Origin of the sequence: Rhizobium sp. L43 (assembly GCF_002531725.1) — a bacterium.
In the GTDB taxonomy this organism is placed as follows: domain Bacteria; phylum Pseudomonadota; class Alphaproteobacteria; order Rhizobiales; family Rhizobiaceae; genus Rhizobium.
This window is the reverse complement of the sequence record NZ_NWSQ01000009.1, coordinates 26,776-45,631: the sequence shown is the minus strand read 5'-3', so window position 1 is coordinate 45,631 and position 18,856 is coordinate 26,776. Positions and strand designations below refer to the sequence as shown.

Below are 18,856 nucleotides of genomic sequence, written 5' to 3'. Positions count from 1 at the left end.
CACCGAGCAGGAAGAACCCATGACTGCAATCACCGATATCATCGCCCGCGAGATTCTCGATAGCCGTGGTAACCCCACCGTCGAAGTCGATGTCTATCTCGAAGACGGCAGCATGGGCCGCGCGGCCGTTCCCTCGGGCGCCTCGACGGGCGCGCATGAGGCGGTCGAGCTGCGCGACGGCGGCAAGCGCTACCTCGGCAAGGGCGTCCAGAAGGCGGTCGACGCCGCCAACACCGAGATCTTCGACGCAATCGGCGGCATCGACGCCGAAAACCAGATCCAGATCGACAACATCATGATCGAGCTGGACGGTACGCCGAACAAGTCGCGCCTCGGCGCCAACGCCATCCTCGGTGTCTCGCTCGCCGTCGCCAAGGCTGCCGCCCAGGCCTCCGGCCTGCCGCTCTACCGCTATGTCGGCGGCGCTTCCGCGAGCCTGCTGCCGGTGCCGATGATGAACATCATCAACGGCGGCGCCCATGCCGACAACCCGATCGATTTCCAGGAATTCATGATCCTGCCGGTTGGCGCCGATACGATCGCCGAAGCCGTGCGCATGGGCTCGGAAGTCTTCCATACGCTCCGCAAGGAACTTGCAGCCCAGGGCCACAACACCAATGTCGGTGACGAAGGCGGTTTCGCACCGGGCCTGAAGAGCGCTTCGGAAGCTCTCGACTTCATCGTCAAGTCGGTCGAGAAAGCCGGCTACAGGCCGGGCGAGGACATCTACCTCGGCCTCGATTGCGCCTCGACGGAATTTTTCAAGGATGGCAAATACGTTCTCGAAGGTGAAGGCCGCACGCTCGAATCGAGCGCCATGGCCGAATATCTGGCCGAACTCGCCGCCAAGTACCCGATCATCTCGATCGAGGACGGCATGGCCGAAGACGACTGGGACGGCTGGAAGACGCTGACCGACCTGACCGGCAAGAAGACCCAGCTGGTCGGCGACGATCTCTTCGTCACCAATTCCGCCCGTCTTCGCGACGGCATCCGCATGGGCGTCGCCAACTCGATCCTCGTCAAGGTCAACCAGATCGGCTCGCTGACGGAGACGCTCGACGCCGTCAACACCGCGCATAAGGCGGCCTATACCGCGGTCATGTCGCACCGCTCCGGCGAAACCGAAGATTCGACCATCGCCGATCTCGCGGTCGCCACCAACTGCGGCCAGATCAAGACCGGCTCGCTGTCGCGCTCCGACCGCCTTGCCAAGTACAACCAGCTGATCCGCATCGAAGAAGGCCTCGGCCCGCAGGCCCAGTATGCCGGCCGCTCGATCATCCGCGGCTGATCGGATCTGATTGGCAATGTCTCGACCCGCGCCTTCCCGGCGCGGGTTTTTTGTTGCGCTTTTTTAGAGTCAACGAACGGTTAATCTCTGCGCGGTAGATTGAACGAATTGGTAATGCGTTCAAGAGCATGCGTGTATGTGGACAAGGCATCATAAGAAGAGAAAGCTCGGCCGCTTCGTCATTCCGGCTATGACGGTCGCCTTCCTTTCCTATTTCGGTTATCATTGCATTCATGGCGATTACGGCCTGCGCGCAACGGAGACGTTCGAGCATCAGCGTATCGCGCGTGAAAAAGAGCTTGCGATCTTGAAGGCGAAGCGCGAACATCTGGAAAATCAGGTCGCGCTGCTCAGTGACGGTTCGCTCGACAAGGATATGCTGGACGAAAAAGCGCGCTATCAGCTCAATATGTCGCGCGCCGACGAGATCGTCATATTCAACCATTATTCCAATTAACCGGAATTCGGTTAATTGGATTTTTTTCTGTTTTATCAATAATTTAGTGCCGAATACGAGCCATGCAATTATGGCATTGCTGTGGTCATATTTCTTCCCTATGGTACGCGCCACCGAGAAACGACAAACCCATAGGGAGGGTTGAATGGCGCCGCGAAAGACCGCGACCGTTTCCAGCCGCAAAACTGCAGCAAAACCGGCAGCCAAGGCATCGAATGGAGGCCCTGTGGCCGACTTCGATCGCGATGAGGAGCTCAAGGCCTATCGCGAAATGCTGCTGATCCGCCGCTTCGAGGAGAAGGCCGGTCAGCTTTACGGCATGGGCTTCATCGGCGGCTTTTGCCACCTCTACATCGGTCAGGAAGCTGTCGTCGTCGGCATGCAGATGGCGCAGAAGGAAGGCGACCAGGTCATCACCGCCTATCGCGACCACGGCCACATGCTGGCAACCGGCATGGAAGCGCGCGGGGTCATGGCCGAGTTGACCGGGCGCCGCAGCGGCTATTCCCACGGGAAGGGCGGCTCGATGCACATGTTCTCGAAAGAGAAGCATTTCTACGGCGGTCACGGCATCGTCGGCGCCCAGGTTTCGCTCGGAACGGGTCTTGCCTTTGCAAACCATTACCGCGGCAACGGCAATGTCTCCATCGCCTATTTCGGCGATGGCGCCGCCAACCAGGGCCAGGTCTACGAGAGCTTCAACATGGCGGCTCTCTGGAAGCTGCCGATCGTCTATATCGTCGAGAACAACCGTTACGCCATGGGTACCTCGACCGCCCGCGCCACGGCTCAGTCGAACTACTCGCTGCGCGGCTCCGGCTTCGGCATCCCCGGCATTCAGGTCGACGGCATGGATGTTCGCGCCGTCAAGGCCGCGGCCGACGAGGCGCTCGAACATTGCCGCTCCGGCAAGGGCCCGATCATCTTGGAAATGCTGACCTATCGCTATCGCGGTCACTCCATGTCCGATCCGGCGAAGTATCGCTCCAAGGAGGAAGTGCAGAAGATGCGCTCCGAGCAGGATCCGATCGAACAGGTCAAGGCGCGCCTCATCGAAAAGGGCTGGGCCTCTGAAGACGATCTGAAGGCGATCGACAAGGATGTCCGCGACATCGTCGCCGACAGCGCCGACTTCGCCCAGGCCGATCCGGAGCCGGATGCATCCGAGCTCTACACCGACATTCTGCTCTAATCGGGGAGGGAACCCATGCCTATCGATATCCTCATGCCCGCCCTCTCTCCGACCATGGAAGAAGGCACGCTGTCCAAATGGCTGAAGCAGGAAGGTGACAAGGTCACATCAGGCGACGTGATTGCGGAAATCGAAACCGACAAGGCGACGATGGAAGTCGAAGCCGTCGACGAAGGTGTTATCGGCAAGCTGCTCGTCGATGCCGGCACCGAAGGCGTCAAGGTCAACACCAAGATCGCCGTGCTGCTGCAGGACGGCGAGTCCGCCTCGGATATCTCCGCCGCCAAGCCGGCCGCCGCCGCTCCGCAAGTTGCCCAGGAAGAGAAGCCGACCAACACCGGTTCTGCTTCCGCGCCGCTTCCGGCCGAGCCGAAGGCCGTCGTTCCGAACGACCCGGAAATTCCGGCCGGCACCGAAATGGTGTCGACGACCGTGCGCGAAGCGCTGCGCGACGCCATGGCCGAAGAAATGCGTGCCAGCGAAGACGTCTTCGTCATGGGCGAGGAAGTCGCCGAATACCAGGGCGCCTACAAGGTCACGCAAGGGCTGCTGCAGGAATTCGGCCCCCGCCGCGTCATCGACACGCCGATCACCGAGCACGGCTTTGCCGGCGTCGGCGTCGGCGCCGCCATGGCAGGCCTTCGCCCGATCGTCGAATTCATGACCTTCAACTTCGCCATGCAGGCGATCGACCACATCATCAACTCGGCCGCCAAGACGCTCTATATGTCCGGCGGCCAGATGGGTGCTCCGATCGTCTTCCGCGGCCCGAACGGTGCGGCTGCCCGCGTCGGCGCCCAGCACAGCCAGGACTATGCCGCCTGGTACAGCGCCATCCCCGGCCTGAAGGTCGTCATGCCCTACACGGCCTCCGACGCAAAGGGCCTGCTGAAGGCGGCGATTCGCGATCCGAACCCGGTCATCTTCCTCGAAAACGAAATTCTCTACGGTCAGCACTTCGACGTGCCGAAGCTCGACAATTTCGTCCTGCCGATCGGCAAGGCCCGCATCCATCGCCCGGGCAAGGACGCCACGGTCGTCTCCTTCGGCATCGGCATGACCTATGCGACCAAGGCAGTTGCCGAACTCGAGAAGATCGGCATCGACGTCGAACTGATCGACCTTCGCACCATCCGCCCGATGGATCTGCCGACGATCATCGAATCGGTCAAGAAGACCGGCCGCCTGGTCACCGTCGAGGAAGGTTATCCGCAATCATCCGTCGGCACCGAAATCGCCACCCGCGTCATGCAGCAGGCCTTCGACTATCTCGATGCGCCGATCCTGACCATTGCTGGCAAGGACGTGCCGATGCCCTACGCCGCCAATCTCGAAAAGCTCGCCCTTCCGAACGTCGGCGAAGTCGTCGATGCGGTGAAGGCTGTTTGCTACAAATAAGGGGAGGGTATCTCGATGCCGATCAATATCACGATGCCCGCCCTGTCTCCGACCATGGAGGAAGGCAATCTTTCTAAGTGGCTGGTCAAGGAAGGCGACAAGGTCAAGTCTGGCGATGTGATCGCCGAGATCGAGACCGACAAGGCGACGATGGAAGTCGAAGCCGTCGATGAAGGCACCGTCGCCAAGCTCGTCGTTGCCGCCGGCACCGAAGGCGTCAAGGTCAATGCGCTGATTGCCGTTCTCGCCGCCGATGGCGAGGATGTCGCCGCTGCCGCAAGCGGTGCGGGTTCCGCCGCTCCGGCGCCCAAGGCTGAAGCGGCACCTGCGCCGAAGGCTGATGCCGCGCCGGCGCAGTCCACACCGGCTCCGGCTGCAGCACCGGCACCTGCCGCTGCTCCCGCATCGGTTTCGGCTGATGGCAACCGCACCTTCTCTTCGCCGCTCGCGCGCCGTCTGGCCAATGAAGCCGGCATCGACCTTTCGGCTGTCGCAGGCTCCGGCCCGCATGGCCGCGTCGTCAAGAGCGATGTCGAAGCTGCCGTGGCCGGCGGTGGCGCCAAGGCTGCGGCCGCACCGGCTGCTGCCGCTCCGCAGGCTGCCGCAGCTTCGGCCCCGGCCGCTGCTGCACCGAAGGGCGCGTCGGAAGAAGCCGTTCTCAAGCTCTTCGAGCCGGGCTCCTACGAGCTCGTGCCGCATGACGGCATGCGCAAGACCATCGCCCGGCGCCTGGTCGAATCCAAGCAGACGATCCCGCATTTCTACGTCAGCGTCGATTGCGAACTCGACGCGCTGATGGCGCTGCGCGCCCAGCTGAACGATGCGGCTCCGCGCAAGGACAATGCTCCGGCCTACAAGCTCTCGGTCAACGACATGGTCATCAAGGCCATGGCGCTGGCGCTGCGCGACGTTCCCGACGCCAACGTGTCGTGGACCGACAGCAACATGGTCAAGCACAAGCATGCCGATGTCGGCGTTGCCGTCTCGATCCCCGGCGGCCTGATCACGCCGATCATCCGCAAGGCCGAGCAGAAGACGCTGTCTGTCATCTCCAACGAGATGCGCGATCTCGGCAAGCGGGCCAAGGACCGCAAGCTGAAGCCCGAGGAATATCAGGGCGGCACCAGCTCGGTCTCGAACATGGGCATGATGGGCGTGAAGAACTTCGCCGCCGTCGTCAATCCGCCGCATGCGACGATCCTCGCGGTCGGCGCTGGGGAACAGCGGGTCGTCGTCAAGAAGGGCGAAATGGCGATTGCCACCGTGATGTCGGTCACGCTGTCGACCGACCATCGCTGCGTCGACGGCGCGCTCGGCGCCGAACTGCTCCAGGCCTTCAAGGGCTACATTGAGAATCCGATGGGCATGCTCGTCTGATAGCGAAGCGGAGGCGGAAATGACCAAGACCGTTCTTTGCTATGGCGACTCGCTGACCTGGGGTTATGACGCCGAGACGATCGGCCGTCATGACTACAAAAACCGCTGGCCGAGCGTGCTTCAGGCAGCGCTCGGCAGTGAGGCGCGTGTCATTGCCGAAGGCCTGAATGGCCGGACGACCGCTTTCGATGATCATCTTGCCGATTGCGACCGAAACGGTGCGCGCGTCCTGCCGACGATCCTGCAGACGCATGCGCCGCTCGATCTCGTCATCCTGCTGCTTGGCACCAACGACATGAAGCCGGTCGTCGCTGGTTCCGCCTTTGCCGCTTGCCAGGGCATCAGCCGGCTCGTGCGGCTCATCCGCAATCATGCCTGGCCATTCGAATTCGACGGGCCGGAGATCCTGATCGTGGCGCCGCCGGCGATCTGCGCGACGGGCAATGTGCCCTTCGCCGCGTCGTTTCCCGGCGGCATCGACGAATCGGCAAAGCTTGCAACGCTTTACCGCGATCTTGCCGACGAACTCGGTTGTGGCTTCTTCGATGGCAATTCCGTCGCCAAGACGACGCCGATCGACGGCATCCACCTCGATGCGGACAATACGCGGGCGCTCGGACGCGGGCTGGAATCGATCGTGCGGATGATGCTGGGGATCTGAGCATGACCGCCTTGATCGCGCTGCGGCAGGCCTCACGGCGCGATGCCTCGGAGCTGGCGATCCTGGCGGATATCGCATCGCACGGTTTTGCCTCCTGGCTCTGGTTCGCCGATGTGGCGAATGGCGTCAGCGACACGCCGCTGGAGCGGGGTCGGCTGAAGATGAGCGAGGAGGAGGCAGTCGGCGGCTGGCGGGATGCCGTCATCGCCGAGGCCTATGGCGAAGTGGCAGGTGTGGCGATCGGCCATCCGCTGGAGGAGGGCATAGCCGATATCGAGGCGAGCATCCCGGCGACCGAACCGATGCTCGCCCTGCAGAAAACGGTTGTGGGAAGCTGGTTCATCGGCAGTCTCGGCGTTTACCGCCATCTGCGCGGCATCGGCATCGGGCGCAGGCTGCTGGACGATCAGATCGACAGGGCGGATTGCCGTCCCGTCAGTCTCATTACCGCAAGTGATAACGAGGCGGCTCTGTCGCTTTATGGAAGAAACGGATTCCTGGAGGCTGCGCGCGCCGATGCCGTGCCGCTCTTCGACAACAGCAAAAGACACGCGTGGGTGCTCATGACCCGCAGCGCAGCGTAACAAAGGCAGGAAACACATGGCTGAATCCTACGACGTCATCATCATCGGCTCCGGCCCGGGCGGCTATGTCGCCGCCATCCGTGCAGCCCAGCTCGGCCTCAAGACCGCGATCGTCGAGCGCGAACATATGGGCGGCATCTGCCTGAATTGGGGCTGTATACCCACAAAGGCACTGCTGCGCTCGGCCGAGGTGCTCGACCATGCCAATCACTTCAAGGATTACGGCCTGGTTCTCGAAGGCACGGTCAAGCCGGATGCCAAGGCCGTCGTTGGCCGCTCGCGCGCTGTCTCCGCCCGCCTGAATGCCGGCGTCGGCTTCCTGATGAAGAAGAACAAGATCGACATCATCTGGGGCGAAGGAAAGCTTACGAAGCCCGGCGAGATCGTCGTCGGCAAGTCGTCGAAGCCGGTGGTCGAACCGCAGCATCCGCTGCCGAAGAACGTCAAGGGCGAGGGCACCTATACCGCCAAGCACATCATCATCGCCACCGGCGCCCGTCCGCGTGCGCTGCCCGGCATCGAGCCTGATGGCAAGCTGATCTGGACCTATTTCGAGGCGCTGAAGCCGGATGCGCTGCCGAAGTCGCTGATCGTCATGGGCTCGGGCGCGATCGGCATCGAATTCGCAAGCTTCTACCGCTCGATGGGCGTCGACGTGACGGTCGTCGAAGTCATGCCGACCATCATGCCGGTCGAGGATGCCGAAATCACCGCCATCGCCCGCAAGCAGCTGGAAAAGCGCGGCCTCAAGATCTTCACCAGCGCCAAGGTTACCAAGGTCGAGAAGGGTGCGGGCAGCGTCACCGCCCATGTCGAAACTTCAGATGGCAAGGTGCAGCAGATCACCGCCGACCGGTTGATTTCGGCCGTCGGCGTTCAGGGCAATATCGAAAACCTCGGCCTCGAGGCGCTCGGCATCAAGACCGACCGCGGCTGCGTCGTCGCCGACGGTTACGGCAAGACCAATATCGCCGGCATCTATGCGATCGGCGACGTCGCCGGCCCGCCGATGCTGGCCCACAAGGCCGAGCATGAAGGTGTGGTCTGCGTCGAAAAGATCGCCGGCCTGCCGAACGTTCATCCCACCGACAAGGGCAAGGTCCCGGGCTGCACCTATTGCAATCCGCAGGTCGCCTCCGTCGGCCTCACCGAAGCCAAGGCCAAGGAGCTGGGCCGCGACATCCGCGTCGGCCGCTTCTCTTTCGCGGCGAACGGCAAGGCGATCGCGCTCGGCGAAGACCAGGGCATGGTCAAGGTGATCTTCGACAAGAAGACCGGCGAGTTGCTCGGCGCCCATATGGTCGGCGCCGAAGTCACCGAGCTCATCCAGGGCTTTGTCGTCGCGATGAACCTCGAAACAACCGAGGAAGAGCTGATGCACACGATCTTCCCGCATCCGACTGTGTCCGAAACGATGAAGGAAGCGGTGCTTGATGCCTATGGCCGTGTGCTGAACGCTTGATAATTTCCCAATCCGCCCTGTATCACGGAGTGGAAAAAACGAAAGGAAATCATCATGTCTATGGAGACGCAGGCGTTGCTGGTGTTTTTGCTGATCGGCCTGGTTGCAGGCTTCCTCGCAAGTCTGGTCGTCGGTGGCGGCGGGTTGATAAGATGCCTGCTCAGCGGCATCATCGGCGCCTTCGTCGGCGGTTATCTGTTCAGCGCGCTCGGCATTTCGCTGGGTATTGAAAACGCGCTTGTTGTGCAGATCATCCACGCCACGGTCGGCGCCATCGTCGTGGTGCTGATCGCCAGGGCGGTCGCTTAAAGGCAAAGAGGGCAGGCATGGAAGGCGTCGGCTGGATTTCGGCAATCATCATCGGTGGACTTGCGGGCTGGCTGGCCGGCAAGCTGATGGAAGCGCGATACGGGATTTTCCTGAACATCGTGCTCGGCATCGTCGGCTCGGTCGTCGCCAGCGCCATCCTCGCGCAGTTTCATGTCGCGGTGGTCGGCGGGCGGCTCGGCTACTTCGTGACGGGTTTCCTCGGCGCCTGCCTGTTGATATTCCTTGCGCGGCTGGTGCGGCGCTAGATTTGCCGCATAGGAGCGGTAGAAAGCTGAAACTGCAATGGTGACCATCCTCGATACGATCAATCCCGACGCCAAGCGCGTGCGCCATCCCGAGAAGGCGCATCGGCCAGATACGGAGGTCATGCGCAAGCCGGACTGGATCCGTGTGAAGGCGCCGACCTCCAAGGGTTATGCCGAGACGCGGGCGATCGTGAAGGAGCACAAGCTCGTCACCGTCTGCGAGGAGGCCGGCTGCCCGAATATCGGCGAGTGCTGGGACAAGAAGCACGCCACCTTCATGATCATGGGCGAGATCTGTACCCGCGCCTGCGCCTTCTGCAACGTCGCCACCGGCAAGCCGAATGCGCTCGACATGGCCGAGCCGGAGAACGTCGCCAAGGCGGTCAAGGAGATGGGTCTGTCTCACGTCGTCATCACCTCGGTCGACCGTGACGATCTGGAAGATGGCGGCGCCGAACACTTCGAAAAGGTGATCTGGGCGATCCGTGCGGCCTCGCCGATGACAACGATCGAGATCCTCACACCGGATTTCCTGAAGAAGCCGGGTGCGCTGGAACGCGTCGTCGCCGCCAAGCCCGACGTCTTCAACCACAATATGGAAACGGTGCCCGGCAACTATCTGACCGTTCGCCCCGGCGCCCGCTACTTCCATTCCGTCCGTCTGCTGCAACGGGTGAAGGAACTCGATCCCACCATGTTCACCAAGTCGGGCATCATGGTCGGTCTTGGCGAAGAGCGAAACGAAGTCCTGCAACTGATGGACGATCTGCGCACAGCCGATGTCGACTTCCTGACGATCGGCCAATACCTGCAGCCGACCCGCAAGCATCATCAGGTCATGAGCTTCGTCACGCCCGACGAGTTCAAATCCTACGAGACGGTCGCCTACAGCAAGGGCTTCCTGATGGTCGCCTCCAGCCCGCTGACCCGCTCCTCCCACCACGCCGGCGACGATTTCGCTCGGCTGCGTGCGGCGCGGGAGAAGAAGCTGTTGTTGGCAGCCGAGTAGGTCCGGCACTTGCTTTTTGATTGAACCGCGGCGATTTTTGCCGCGGTTTTTCTTTGGGCGGCCGACGATGAACATTACCTCCGGATTGAAATCGACGCCGATCGAAGCCGACCGTATTCTGGTGATCGGCTGCCCCGGCAGCGGCAAAAGCACGCTCGCTAAGCGGCTCTCGCGGACGCTCGACCTTGACTACATCTCCATGGACCGCGATTTCTACTGGCTACCGGGCTGGAGAAAAAGGCCGCGCGACGAGATCGACCGCCGGATCGCCAAGGCGGTGGCGGAAGAGCGCTGGATCATGGATGGGACCGGCCTCAGCTCCTTCCATCTTCGCCTGCCGCGCGCAGACGCCGTCATTTGGCTTCGGCTGCCCAGATATGCATGCCTGTACGGCGCCATCTCGAGAGCGTTCCGGTATTTCGGGCGCAACCGCCCCGAACTGCCTGCCGGCTGCCCTGAACGCCTCTCGCGGGACGCGCTTGCCTATATCTGGAACTTCGAGCGCGATGCCGTACCCTTGATCGAAGCGGCGCTTCAGGAACACGGGCTTGCAAATTCCACCGTCATCATAAAATCGCGCAAAGCAGCTAACCGGTTCGCCGCTCTTGGCGCTTAAGATCGTGCTGGCGAAACGCATGTCTGGCTCGAGGGAGTTGCATGATGGATCAGAGAGTAGACCTGCCGCCGTGTCAGCAGATCGCCGATCTCGAACAGGCGGCAAAGCATATCCGTACAGCCCGCCGCATCCTCGTCATGGGTTGCTCGGGCGGCGGTAAATCGACGCTGTCGCTGAAAATCGCCAAACGCTCCGGGCTTTCCTACATTTCGCTCGACCGAGACGTATATTGGCTTCCCGGCTGGGTGGTGCGCGACAGGGCGGAGCAGAGAAATATCATCGCCAGCCGGATCCTCGAAGAACGTTGGATCATGGACGGCACGAACCCGTCCTCCTTAGACATTCGGCTGCCGCGTACCGATTTCGTCGTCTGGGTCCGCATGCCGCGGCTTCTCTGCATCTGGGGCGCAATCAGCCGGTGGGCGAAATGGATCGGCCGCACTCGCCCAGAAATGGCGCCGGGCTGTATCGAGAAGGTCGATTTGGAATTCCTCCGCTTCATCTGGACCTTCGAGGAGAAATTTGCGCCGCGCCTCGTTGCCGGCATCACCGCATATGGCCCCAACGTGCCGGTTCTTCAGCTAAAATCCCATCGCCAGATGCGCGAGCTTCTTGATCTTCTCCGCCCGCCCGCTTAAGTGCCGCCTATGCCGCAATTCGAAACGCACCGTCCCGTCCCGCACACGCCCGAACAGATGTTCGACCTCGTCGCCGATGTCGAGCGTTATCCGGAATTTCTGCCGCTCTGCGAAGCGCTTGCCATCCGAAGCCGCAAAGAGCGCGACGGCAAGATCCTGCTCGTTGCCGATATGACGGTCGGCTACAAGGCTATCCGCGAGACTTTCACCACACAGGTGCTGCTGAACCGGGCCGAGCACGTCATCGAGGTCAAATATATCGATGGCCCATTCAAATATCTCGACAATCGCTGGCATTTCGCCGAGACGCCATCAGGCGGCTGCACCGTCGATTTCTTCATCGATTACGAGTTCAAGAGCCGCATTCTCGGCGCGTTGATGGGCTCGATGTTCGATCGCGCCTTCCGCATGTTCACCGAAGCCTTCGAGACCAGGGCAAACAGGATCTACACTGCGGCCTGAGGGGGCGATTGCAGGCGCCCTCAGCCTGCCAGGAGCGAATGCACCATCTCCAGCGCCGTCCTCACCGTTGCCAGCCGAACCTCGCTGCGGCCGATATCGCCGTAAAGCATCTTGCGGTGGATGAGCGCGCCGCTGCGCGATTTGGCGGCGAGATGCACGAGGCCGACCGGCTTTCCAGCCAATCCGCCGCCGGGACCGGCAATGCCGGTGACGGCAACGGCGATCACGGCGCGCGAGCGGAAGAGGGCGCCATGCACCATCTGCCGGGCGGTTTCTTCCGACACTGCTCCGAACCGCAGCAATGTTTCCGCCTGCACCCCGAGCAGCTCGATCTTGGCTGTATTCGTGTAGGTGACGAAGCCGCGGTCGACGACGGCGGATGAGCCGGATACCTCGGTCAGCGCCCCGGCGATCAGCCCGCCGGTGCAGGATTCGGCTGTGGAAAGCATCAGCCTGGCGGCCGTGAACTCACGGATGATCGTCTCCGCCGTCGAAAGGATATCCGAGGGGAAAAGGCTCATCATTTCCTCCCGCGATAGACGACGGTCGCCGTCGCAATCGCCGCAATGCCTTCGCGCCGACCGACGAAGCCGATCGTCTCGTTGGTCGTCGCCTTGACCGAGCAGCGCTCGATATCGATGCCGAGATAATCCGACAGTTTCGCCCGCATGGCGTCGCGATGCGGACCGACCCTCGGCGCCTCGGCGATCAGCGAGACGTCTGCATTCATGATCGTGCCGCCGTGTTCGCGCACGATCCGGGCGGCATGCTCGATGAAGATTTTTGAGGCGGCGCCCTTCCATTGCGGGTCGGACGGCGGGAAATGATCTCCGATATCGCCGGCGCCGCAGGTGGCCAGCAGCGCGTCCGTCAACGCATGCAGCGCCACGTCGGCATCGGAATGGCCTTTCAGCTTCTGGTCATGCGGGATGAACACGCCGCAAAGTGTGACGCCGTCGCCCGCTTCGAGCTGGTGCACGTCGTAGCCATTGCCGGTGCGCACGTCCGGCAGCAGACAGGCCGACAGCTTGTCGTCGGCCATTGATATATCGCGCTTGACCGTCAGCTTGACGTTATCCGGCGTGCCCTCGACGATCGTCACCGGAATGCCCAGCCATTCGGCGATCGAGGCGTCGTCGGTGAAATCGCTTCGCCCGCTCGCCGCTGCCTTCTCATGTGCATCGAGAATCATTTCGAAAGCGAAGGATTGCGGCGTCTGCGCCGCATAGAGATGCTCGCGTGAAACCGTCGTCAGTACCGTGCCGGCGCTGTCGGCGCGTTTCAGCGTATCGCTCACCGGCGTTGCCGGCAGCACCGCCGCCGCGCCGTCGCCAAGGCTCTCGGCAATGCGGTCGAGCAGCACATGGTCGAAGAACGGTCGCACGGCATCGTGGATCAGCGCATGGCTGACATGCTTGTCCTTGAGGTATCTGAGGCCGGCCAGCACGGATTGCTGCCGGGTCGCACCGCCATGTACTGTTTCGATCGGCGTTGCCGAAATGATGTGGCGGAACGCCTTGGCAAACAGCGCCTCGTCGTCGGGATGAATGACGACGACGATGTGCTTTGCCGGCCCCCATGTCATGAAGTTTTCAAGCGTATGGACGATAACCGGCTTGCCGCCGATCATGCGATATTGCTTGGGGCCTTCCTTGGAGGCGCCTGCGCGCTCGCCACGGCCGGCGGCAACGATAACAATTCCAGCCGATATCGGTTGCTTGGACGGCATTTGCAGCATAAATCCCCTAAATTATGCGGAATTGACCGGAGTGCTCTAACGTCTTGTTTTGGCCTTTTCCAGCATCTGCCCGAAAAATATCGATTCCGATCCGAGCCCTCTTGGCAAGTCGGGGAACAATGGCTAAAAATCAAGCAGCTTTAAACTGTGCCCGAAAGATAATCATTTGATTTCCAAGGACCTCGCAGCGCCTTTCCGAGTCGGAGACGTATCCGTGCGGAACCGTGTTGTGCTGGCGCCGATGTCCGGCGTCACGGACATGCCTTTCCGCGAGCTTGCCTGGCGCTTCGGCGCCGGCCTCGTCGTCACCGAAATGGTGGCGAGCCGCGAACTGGTCAACGACACGGCCGAATCCTGGTCGCGGCTCCGCGCGGCCGGCTTCCGGCCGCATATGGTGCAGCTTGCCGGCCGAGAAGCGCACTGGATGGCGGAAGCGGCGAAGATCGCCGCCGACCACGGCGCCGATATCATCGACATCAATATGGGCTGCCCGGCCAAGAAAGTGATCGGCGGTTATTCCGGATCGGCGCTGATGCGCGATCCCGATCACGCGCTCGGCCTCATCGAGGCGACGGTCAAGGCCGTCGATATTCCCGTGACGCTGAAGATGCGCCTCGGCTGGGATGAGAATTCGATCAACGCGCCCGAGATCGCCCGCCGCGCCGAGGCGGCCGGCATTCAGCTGGTGACCATTCATGGGCGCACCCGCATGCAATTCTACGAAGGCCGCGCCGATTGGGACGCGATTCGCGCCGTCCGCGAGGTGATCTCCATTCCGCTGATTGCCAATGGCGATGTCGAGACAGCAGAAGATGCGCAGGAAATCCTGCGCCGTTCCGGCGCCGACGCCGTGATGATCGGCAGGGGCTGCCAGGGCAGGCCATGGCATGCCGGCGTCATATCAGGTGCCGCCGAGCCGCGATCACAGGAGATCGCCGATATTGCCGCCGAACATTACGCGATGATGCTGGATTTCTACGGCGAGGCGGTGGCGATCCGCCACGCCCGCAAGCATCTCGGCTGGTATCTCCAGCGTTTCGCCCCTGATCTCGCCGACGGCGAAAAGGCTGCGATCATGACCTCGCGCAATCCCAGCGAGGTGGCGGCACGGCTTTACGATGCATTGGCGGCAGCTGTTGTCGACAGCCGGGAGGCGGCATGATGAAGGATATGACATCTCCGTCCGATCAGGCCGGCGGAACCGTCGCCATGGCCGTGCTCAACGCCATCCAGAACCCCGTCATCATGGTCGACGAATCCGGCTTCGTCGTTTTCGCCAATTGGGAAGCGGAGGCCTTCTTCGGCGCCAGCGCCTCGCATCTGGCACGTTACCGCATCTCCACCTTCATTCCCTTCGGCAGCCCGCTGCTCGCCCTGATCGACCAGGTGCGTGAGCGCAAGGCCCCGGTCAACGAATATCGCGTCGACCTGAGTTCGCCCCGCCTCGGCCAGGACAAACTCGTCGATCTCTACGTCGCCCCCGTGCTCAGCGAGCCCGGCGCTGTCGTCATCGTCTTCCAGGAACGCTCGATGGCCGACAAGATCGACCGGCAGCTGACGCATCGCGCCGCCGCCCGCTCGGTGACCGGACTCGCCTCGATGCTGGCGCACGAGATCAAGAACCCGCTCTCCGGCATCCGCGGTGCTGCCCAGCTGCTCGAGCAGTCGGCGGTCGACGACGACCGGGCGCTGACCCGGCTGATCTGCGACGAGACCGACCGCATCGTCTCGCTGGTCGATCGCATGGAAGTCTTTTCCGACGAACGCCCCGTCGACCGCATGCCGGTCAACATCCATTCCGTGCTCGATCATGTGAAGGCTGTCGCCAGGGCGGGTTTTGCCCGCAACATCCGTGTCACCGAGAGTTACGACCCGTCGCTGCCGGCGGTCTATGCCAATCGCGACCAGCTCGTCCAGGTCTTCCTCAATCTGGTGAAGAACGCCGCCGAAGCGGTCGGCGACCGGCCGGATGGCGAGATCATGCTGACGACGGCCTATCGCCCCGGCATTCGTCTTTCGGTCGCCGGCACCCGTGAAAAAATCTCGCTGCCGCTGGAATTCTGCGTCCACGACAATGGCCCCGGCGTTCCCGCCGATCTGCTGCCGCATCTCTTCGACCCCTTCATCACCACAAAGCCGAACGGCAGCGGCCTCGGCCTGGCGCTGGTCGCCAAGATCATCGGCGATCACGGCGGCATCATCGAATGCGACAGCCAGAACAGCCGCACGACATTCCGCGTTCTCATGCCGGCGTCGAAGGACGCCTCGCTCGAAGACGCCTCTTCCGCAAGCTCGACAGGACCTTCTCGATGACAGCCACGATCCTCGTTGCAGATGATGATGCGGCCATCCGGACCGTGCTCAACCAGGCTTTGAGCCGCGCCGGTTATGACGTCCGCATCACTTCCAACGCCGCTACCCTCTGGCGCTGGATTTCGGCAGGTGAGGGCGATCTGGTCGTCACCGATGTGGTGATGCCCGACGAGAACGCCTTCGACCTGCTGCCGCGCATCAAGAAGGCGCGCCCCGAACTGCCGGTCCTGGTCATGAGTGCGCAGAACACCTTCATGACCGCCATCAAGGCCTCCGAGAAGGGCGCCTATGATTACCTGCCGAAACCCTTCGACCTCACCGAATTGATCGGCATCATCGGCCGCGCGCTTGCCGAGCCGAAGCGCAAGCCGGCCAAGCTCGAAGACGACGTGCAGGACGGCATGCCGCTGGTCGGCCGTTCGGCGGCGATGCAGGAAATCTATCGTGTGCTCGCCCGCCTGATGCAGACGGACCTGACGCTGATGATCACCGGCGAATCCGGCACCGGCAAGGAGCTCGTCGCCCGCGCCCTGCATGACTACGGCAAGCGCCGCAACGGCCCGTTCGTTGCGATCAACATGGCGGCGATCCCGCGCGACCTGATCGAATCGGAACTCTTCGGTCACGAGAAGGGCGCCTTCACCGGCGCGCAGACCCGCTCGACCGGCCGCTTCGAGCAGGCCGAAGGCGGCACGCTGTTCCTCGACGAGATCGGCGACATGCCGATGGATGCCCAGACCAGGCTGCTGCGTGTCCTGCAGCAGGGCGAATACACCACCGTCGGCGGCCGCACGCCGATCCGCACCGATGTGCGCATCGTCGCCGCCACCAACAAGGACCTGAAGCAGGCGATCAACCAGGGCCTGTTCCGCGAGGATCTCTATTACCGCCTCAATGTCGTGCCGCTGCGCCTGCCGCCGCTGCGCGACCGTGCCGAGGATATTCCCGATCTCGTGCGCCATTTCATCCAGCAGGCCGAAAAGGAAGGCTTGGGATCCAAGCGCTTCGATCAGGAAGCGCTGGAATTGATGAAGGCCTATGCCTGGCCGGGCAACGTCCGCGAGCTGGAAAATCTCATCCGCCGTCTGATGGCGCTCTATCCGCAGGATGTCATCACCCGCGAGATCATCGACGCGGAGCTGCGCTCCGACGTACCCGACAGCCCGATCGACAAGGGGCCGATCCGCAGCGGCTCGATGACGATCGCGCAAGCCGTCGAGGAGAACATGCGCACCTACTTCTCGGGCTTCGGCGAAAGCCTGCCGCCGCCCGGCCTCTATGACCGGGTGCTGACGGAAATGGAATATCCGCTGATCCTGGCTGCCCTGACGGCAACGCGCGGCAACCAGATCAAGGCAGCCGATCTTCTCGGTCTCAACCGCAACACCTTGCGCAAGAAGATCAGGGAACTGGGCGTCTCGGTCTACAGAAGCTCCCGCACCGCCTGAGCTCGCTCGGGGGGTGCGATAAAAAGAAGGCGGCGGGCCCTCATGTTTGCCCACCGCCCACCCCTCCCGGCGTCCGCCGCCACGGTCGGGAGGAGAGGTGAGCCTATCTGAGCCAAGTCACGGTTTGTATCCAAGCAGACAAACAAAACTGCGGTGTCATTCTGCAGTCACATAAGCATTTGTGAGGAGTGGTTTGACGCCAGGCGAATGTCATTGAAGTTGCTGCGGTCGTCGTCGCCGTGCCTGTGGATAAGCTGTGGATATCCGGTGGACGACACGATTGATCAGCGGGCGATAACGTCGTCGCTTCCAATCGCATGTTGCCTATCCGTTCCGAATCTCATCATTCTGCCGTTGCTGCCGTCGACCTCCGCCGCAAACGTCGTCGATCGCATGCCACGGGCGCTCCGACTGTTGTCGTGGAGCGCCCTTTTTCTTTGCGGTCGGGGGCTGACGGGAACTGCGACATCGTGTTCTATGCCGGTCAATTTGGCGGGCTGAGCCTCGCATATCGTTGCGCATGCCATAGATTACGCGAGTCGGTCGTCGATCGATCGCGCGACGCCGGTGATCGGCCGGCCCAGTTCAAAATCGGGAGCTGCATGATGGAATATCGTCGTTTGGGAAAGTCGGGTCTGCAAGTGAGCGAGTTCTCCTTCGGCTCATGGGTCACGTTCGGCAAGCAGGTCAACGGCGGCGACGCCGTCGACCTCATGAAGCTCGCCTATGACAACGGGGTGAACTTTTTCGACAATGCCGAAGGTTACGAAAGCGGCAAATCCGAAATCGTCATGGGCGAGGCGCTCAAGTCGCTTGGTTGGAGCCGCGACAGCTTCGTCGTCTCCAGCAAGGTCTTCTGGGGCGGTCAGAAACCGACGCAACGCGGCCTGTCGCGCAAGCATGTGACCGATGCCTGCCACGCGGCGCTCAAAAGGCTTCAGGTCGACTACCTCGACCTCTATTTCTGCCACCGTCCCGACATCGACACGCCTGTCGAGGAAACCGTCCGGGCGATGCATGATCTCGTCGCCCAGGGCAAGGTGCTCTATTGGGGGACGTCGGAATGGTCGGCGCAGCAACTGACGGAAGCCTATGCCGTTGCCCGGGACCTGCGCATCACGCCGCCGACCATGGAGCAGCCGCAGTACAACATCTTCGAACGCCAGAAGGTCGAGTCCGACTATCTCAGACTCTACGATCTCATCGGCCTCGGCACCACGATCTGGTCGCCGCTCGCCTCCGGCGTCCTGACCGGTAAATACAATAACGGTGTGCCGGCCGACAGCCGCATGAACCTGCCGGGCTACGAGTGGCTGAAGGAAAAATGGTCCAGCGATGCCGGCCGCGCCCAGCTCGCACAAGTTGGCGAACTGGCAAAGCTCGCCGACGAGATCGGCATGTCGATCACCCATCTCGCGCTTTTGTGGTGCCTCGCCAATCGGAACGTCTCGACCGTCATTCTCGGCGCGTCGCGCGCCAGCCAGTTGCAGGACAATCTCGCGGCTCTCTCGCACAGGCACAAAATGACATCCGACGTGCTGGGCCGGATCGACCTGATTGTTGGAAACAAGCCGGAAGAACCGCGTCGCTTCTAAAAACTGTGACGGGCCGAGGGCGTGCATGGCTTGACAA

Annotated in this window: 20 protein-coding genes; 18 read left to right on the top strand and 2 right to left on the bottom strand. The window is 62.2% G+C overall.

The window, feature by feature from the left end; all coding sequences use genetic code 11:
• Positions 1-19 precede the first annotated feature (19 nt).
• The 14 genes from eno to CO667_RS13280 all read left to right on the top strand — a co-directional run bounded on the left by eno (position 20) and on the right by CO667_RS13280 (position 11,725).
• Positions 20-1,294 carry a phosphopyruvate hydratase gene (eno, locus tag CO667_RS13345; RefSeq protein ID WP_097618833.1) on the top strand — a complete coding sequence of 425 codons (1,275 nt, stop codon included), beginning with the start codon at positions 20-22 and terminating at the stop codon, positions 1,292-1,294.
• Between the two features lie 136 nt (positions 1,295-1,430).
• Positions 1,431-1,751 (top strand): septum formation initiator family protein, encoded by a 321-nt coding sequence (locus CO667_RS13340; protein ID WP_097618832.1) that lies wholly within the window; start codon positions 1,431-1,433, stop codon positions 1,749-1,751.
• Positions 1,752-1,896: 145 nt separating this feature from the next.
• The gene (pdhA, locus tag CO667_RS13335; RefSeq protein ID WP_003579069.1) at positions 1,897-2,943 is read left to right on the top strand and encodes a pyruvate dehydrogenase (acetyl-transferring) E1 component subunit alpha; all 1,047 of its coding nucleotides are present in this window, start codon (positions 1,897-1,899) and stop codon (positions 2,941-2,943) included.
• Between the two features lie 15 nt (positions 2,944-2,958).
• A complete protein-coding gene (locus CO667_RS13330; RefSeq protein WP_097618831.1) occupies positions 2,959-4,341 on the top strand; it encodes a pyruvate dehydrogenase complex E1 component subunit beta in 1,383 nt (460 codons plus the stop codon).
• Between the two features lie 15 nt (positions 4,342-4,356).
• The gene (locus CO667_RS13325) at positions 4,357-5,718 is read left to right on the top strand and encodes a pyruvate dehydrogenase complex dihydrolipoamide acetyltransferase (RefSeq protein WP_097618830.1); all 1,362 of its coding nucleotides are present in this window, start codon (positions 4,357-4,359) and stop codon (positions 5,716-5,718) included.
• Positions 5,719-5,737: 19 nt separating this feature from the next.
• Positions 5,738-6,379, top strand: a complete 642-nt coding sequence (locus CO667_RS13320; protein WP_097618829.1) for an SGNH/GDSL hydrolase family protein — start codon at positions 5,738-5,740, stop codon at positions 6,377-6,379.
• Between the two features lie 2 nt (positions 6,380-6,381).
• Positions 6,382-6,963, top strand: a complete 582-nt coding sequence (locus CO667_RS13315; RefSeq protein WP_097618828.1) for a GNAT family N-acetyltransferase — start codon at positions 6,382-6,384, stop codon at positions 6,961-6,963.
• A 16-nt stretch (positions 6,964-6,979) separates the two neighbouring features.
• Complete coding sequence (lpdA, locus tag CO667_RS13310) at positions 6,980-8,425, top strand: dihydrolipoyl dehydrogenase (protein ID WP_097618827.1); 1,446 nt, start codon at positions 6,980-6,982, stop codon at positions 8,423-8,425.
• A 54-nt stretch (positions 8,426-8,479) separates the two neighbouring features.
• Positions 8,480-8,734, top strand: a complete 255-nt coding sequence (locus CO667_RS13305) for a GlsB/YeaQ/YmgE family stress response membrane protein (RefSeq protein ID WP_085737168.1) — start codon at positions 8,480-8,482, stop codon at positions 8,732-8,734.
• A gap of 17 nt (positions 8,735-8,751) precedes the next feature.
• Positions 8,752-9,000, top strand: coding sequence for a GlsB/YeaQ/YmgE family stress response membrane protein (locus CO667_RS13300; protein ID WP_097614400.1), 249 nt, complete (start codon positions 8,752-8,754; stop codon positions 8,998-9,000).
• Positions 9,001-9,037: 37 nt separating this feature from the next.
• A complete protein-coding gene (gene lipA / locus CO667_RS13295) occupies positions 9,038-10,009 on the top strand; it encodes a lipoyl synthase (RefSeq protein WP_097618826.1) in 972 nt (323 codons plus the stop codon).
• A 67-nt stretch (positions 10,010-10,076) separates the two neighbouring features.
• Positions 10,077-10,625, top strand: a complete 549-nt coding sequence (locus CO667_RS13290) for an AAA family ATPase (protein ID WP_097618825.1) — start codon at positions 10,077-10,079, stop codon at positions 10,623-10,625.
• A gap of 41 nt (positions 10,626-10,666) precedes the next feature.
• Positions 10,667-11,263 (top strand): AAA family ATPase, encoded by a 597-nt coding sequence (locus CO667_RS13285; protein ID WP_097618824.1) that lies wholly within the window; start codon positions 10,667-10,669, stop codon positions 11,261-11,263.
• 9 nt (positions 11,264-11,272) lie between these two features.
• Entirely contained in the window at positions 11,273-11,725 is a 453-nt protein-coding gene (locus CO667_RS13280; RefSeq protein WP_097618823.1) for a type II toxin-antitoxin system RatA family toxin, read from the top strand.
• 20 nt (positions 11,726-11,745) lie between these two features.
• On the opposite strand, the gene CO667_RS13275 is transcribed toward CO667_RS13280, so the two are convergent.
• Complete coding sequence (locus CO667_RS13275; RefSeq protein WP_179874136.1) at positions 11,746-12,249, bottom strand: CinA family protein; 504 nt, start codon at positions 12,247-12,249, stop codon at positions 11,746-11,748.
• Entirely contained in the window at positions 12,246-13,463 is a 1,218-nt protein-coding gene (locus CO667_RS13270) for a bifunctional 2-C-methyl-D-erythritol 4-phosphate cytidylyltransferase/2-C-methyl-D-erythritol 2,4-cyclodiphosphate synthase (RefSeq protein WP_097618821.1), read from the bottom strand. Before CO667_RS13270 ends, CO667_RS13275 begins: the two co-directional genes overlap by 4 nt.
• A 145-nt stretch (positions 13,464-13,608) precedes the next feature.
• Here CO667_RS13270 and dusB point away from each other — a divergent pair, with 145 nt between their 5' ends.
• The 4 genes from dusB (at position 13,609) to CO667_RS13250 (ending at position 18,819) form a co-directional block, all read left to right on the top strand.
• Positions 13,609-14,625 carry a tRNA dihydrouridine synthase DusB gene (gene dusB / locus CO667_RS13265; protein ID WP_097618820.1) on the top strand — a complete coding sequence of 339 codons (1,017 nt, stop codon included), beginning with the start codon at positions 13,609-13,611 and terminating at the stop codon, positions 14,623-14,625.
• Positions 14,622-15,776, top strand: a complete 1,155-nt coding sequence (locus CO667_RS13260) for a nitrogen regulation protein NR(II) (protein WP_097618819.1) — start codon at positions 14,622-14,624, stop codon at positions 15,774-15,776. The genes dusB and CO667_RS13260 overlap by 4 nt, the downstream gene beginning before the upstream one ends.
• Positions 15,773-17,224 carry a nitrogen regulation protein NR(I) gene (gene ntrC / locus CO667_RS13255; protein ID WP_097618818.1) on the top strand — a complete coding sequence of 484 codons (1,452 nt, stop codon included), beginning with the start codon at positions 15,773-15,775 and terminating at the stop codon, positions 17,222-17,224. Before CO667_RS13260 ends, ntrC begins: the two co-directional genes overlap by 4 nt.
• A 605-nt stretch (positions 17,225-17,829) precedes the next feature.
• Positions 17,830-18,819, top strand: a complete 990-nt coding sequence (locus CO667_RS13250) for an aldo/keto reductase (RefSeq protein WP_097618817.1) — start codon at positions 17,830-17,832, stop codon at positions 18,817-18,819.
• Positions 18,820-18,856 lie beyond the last annotated feature (37 nt).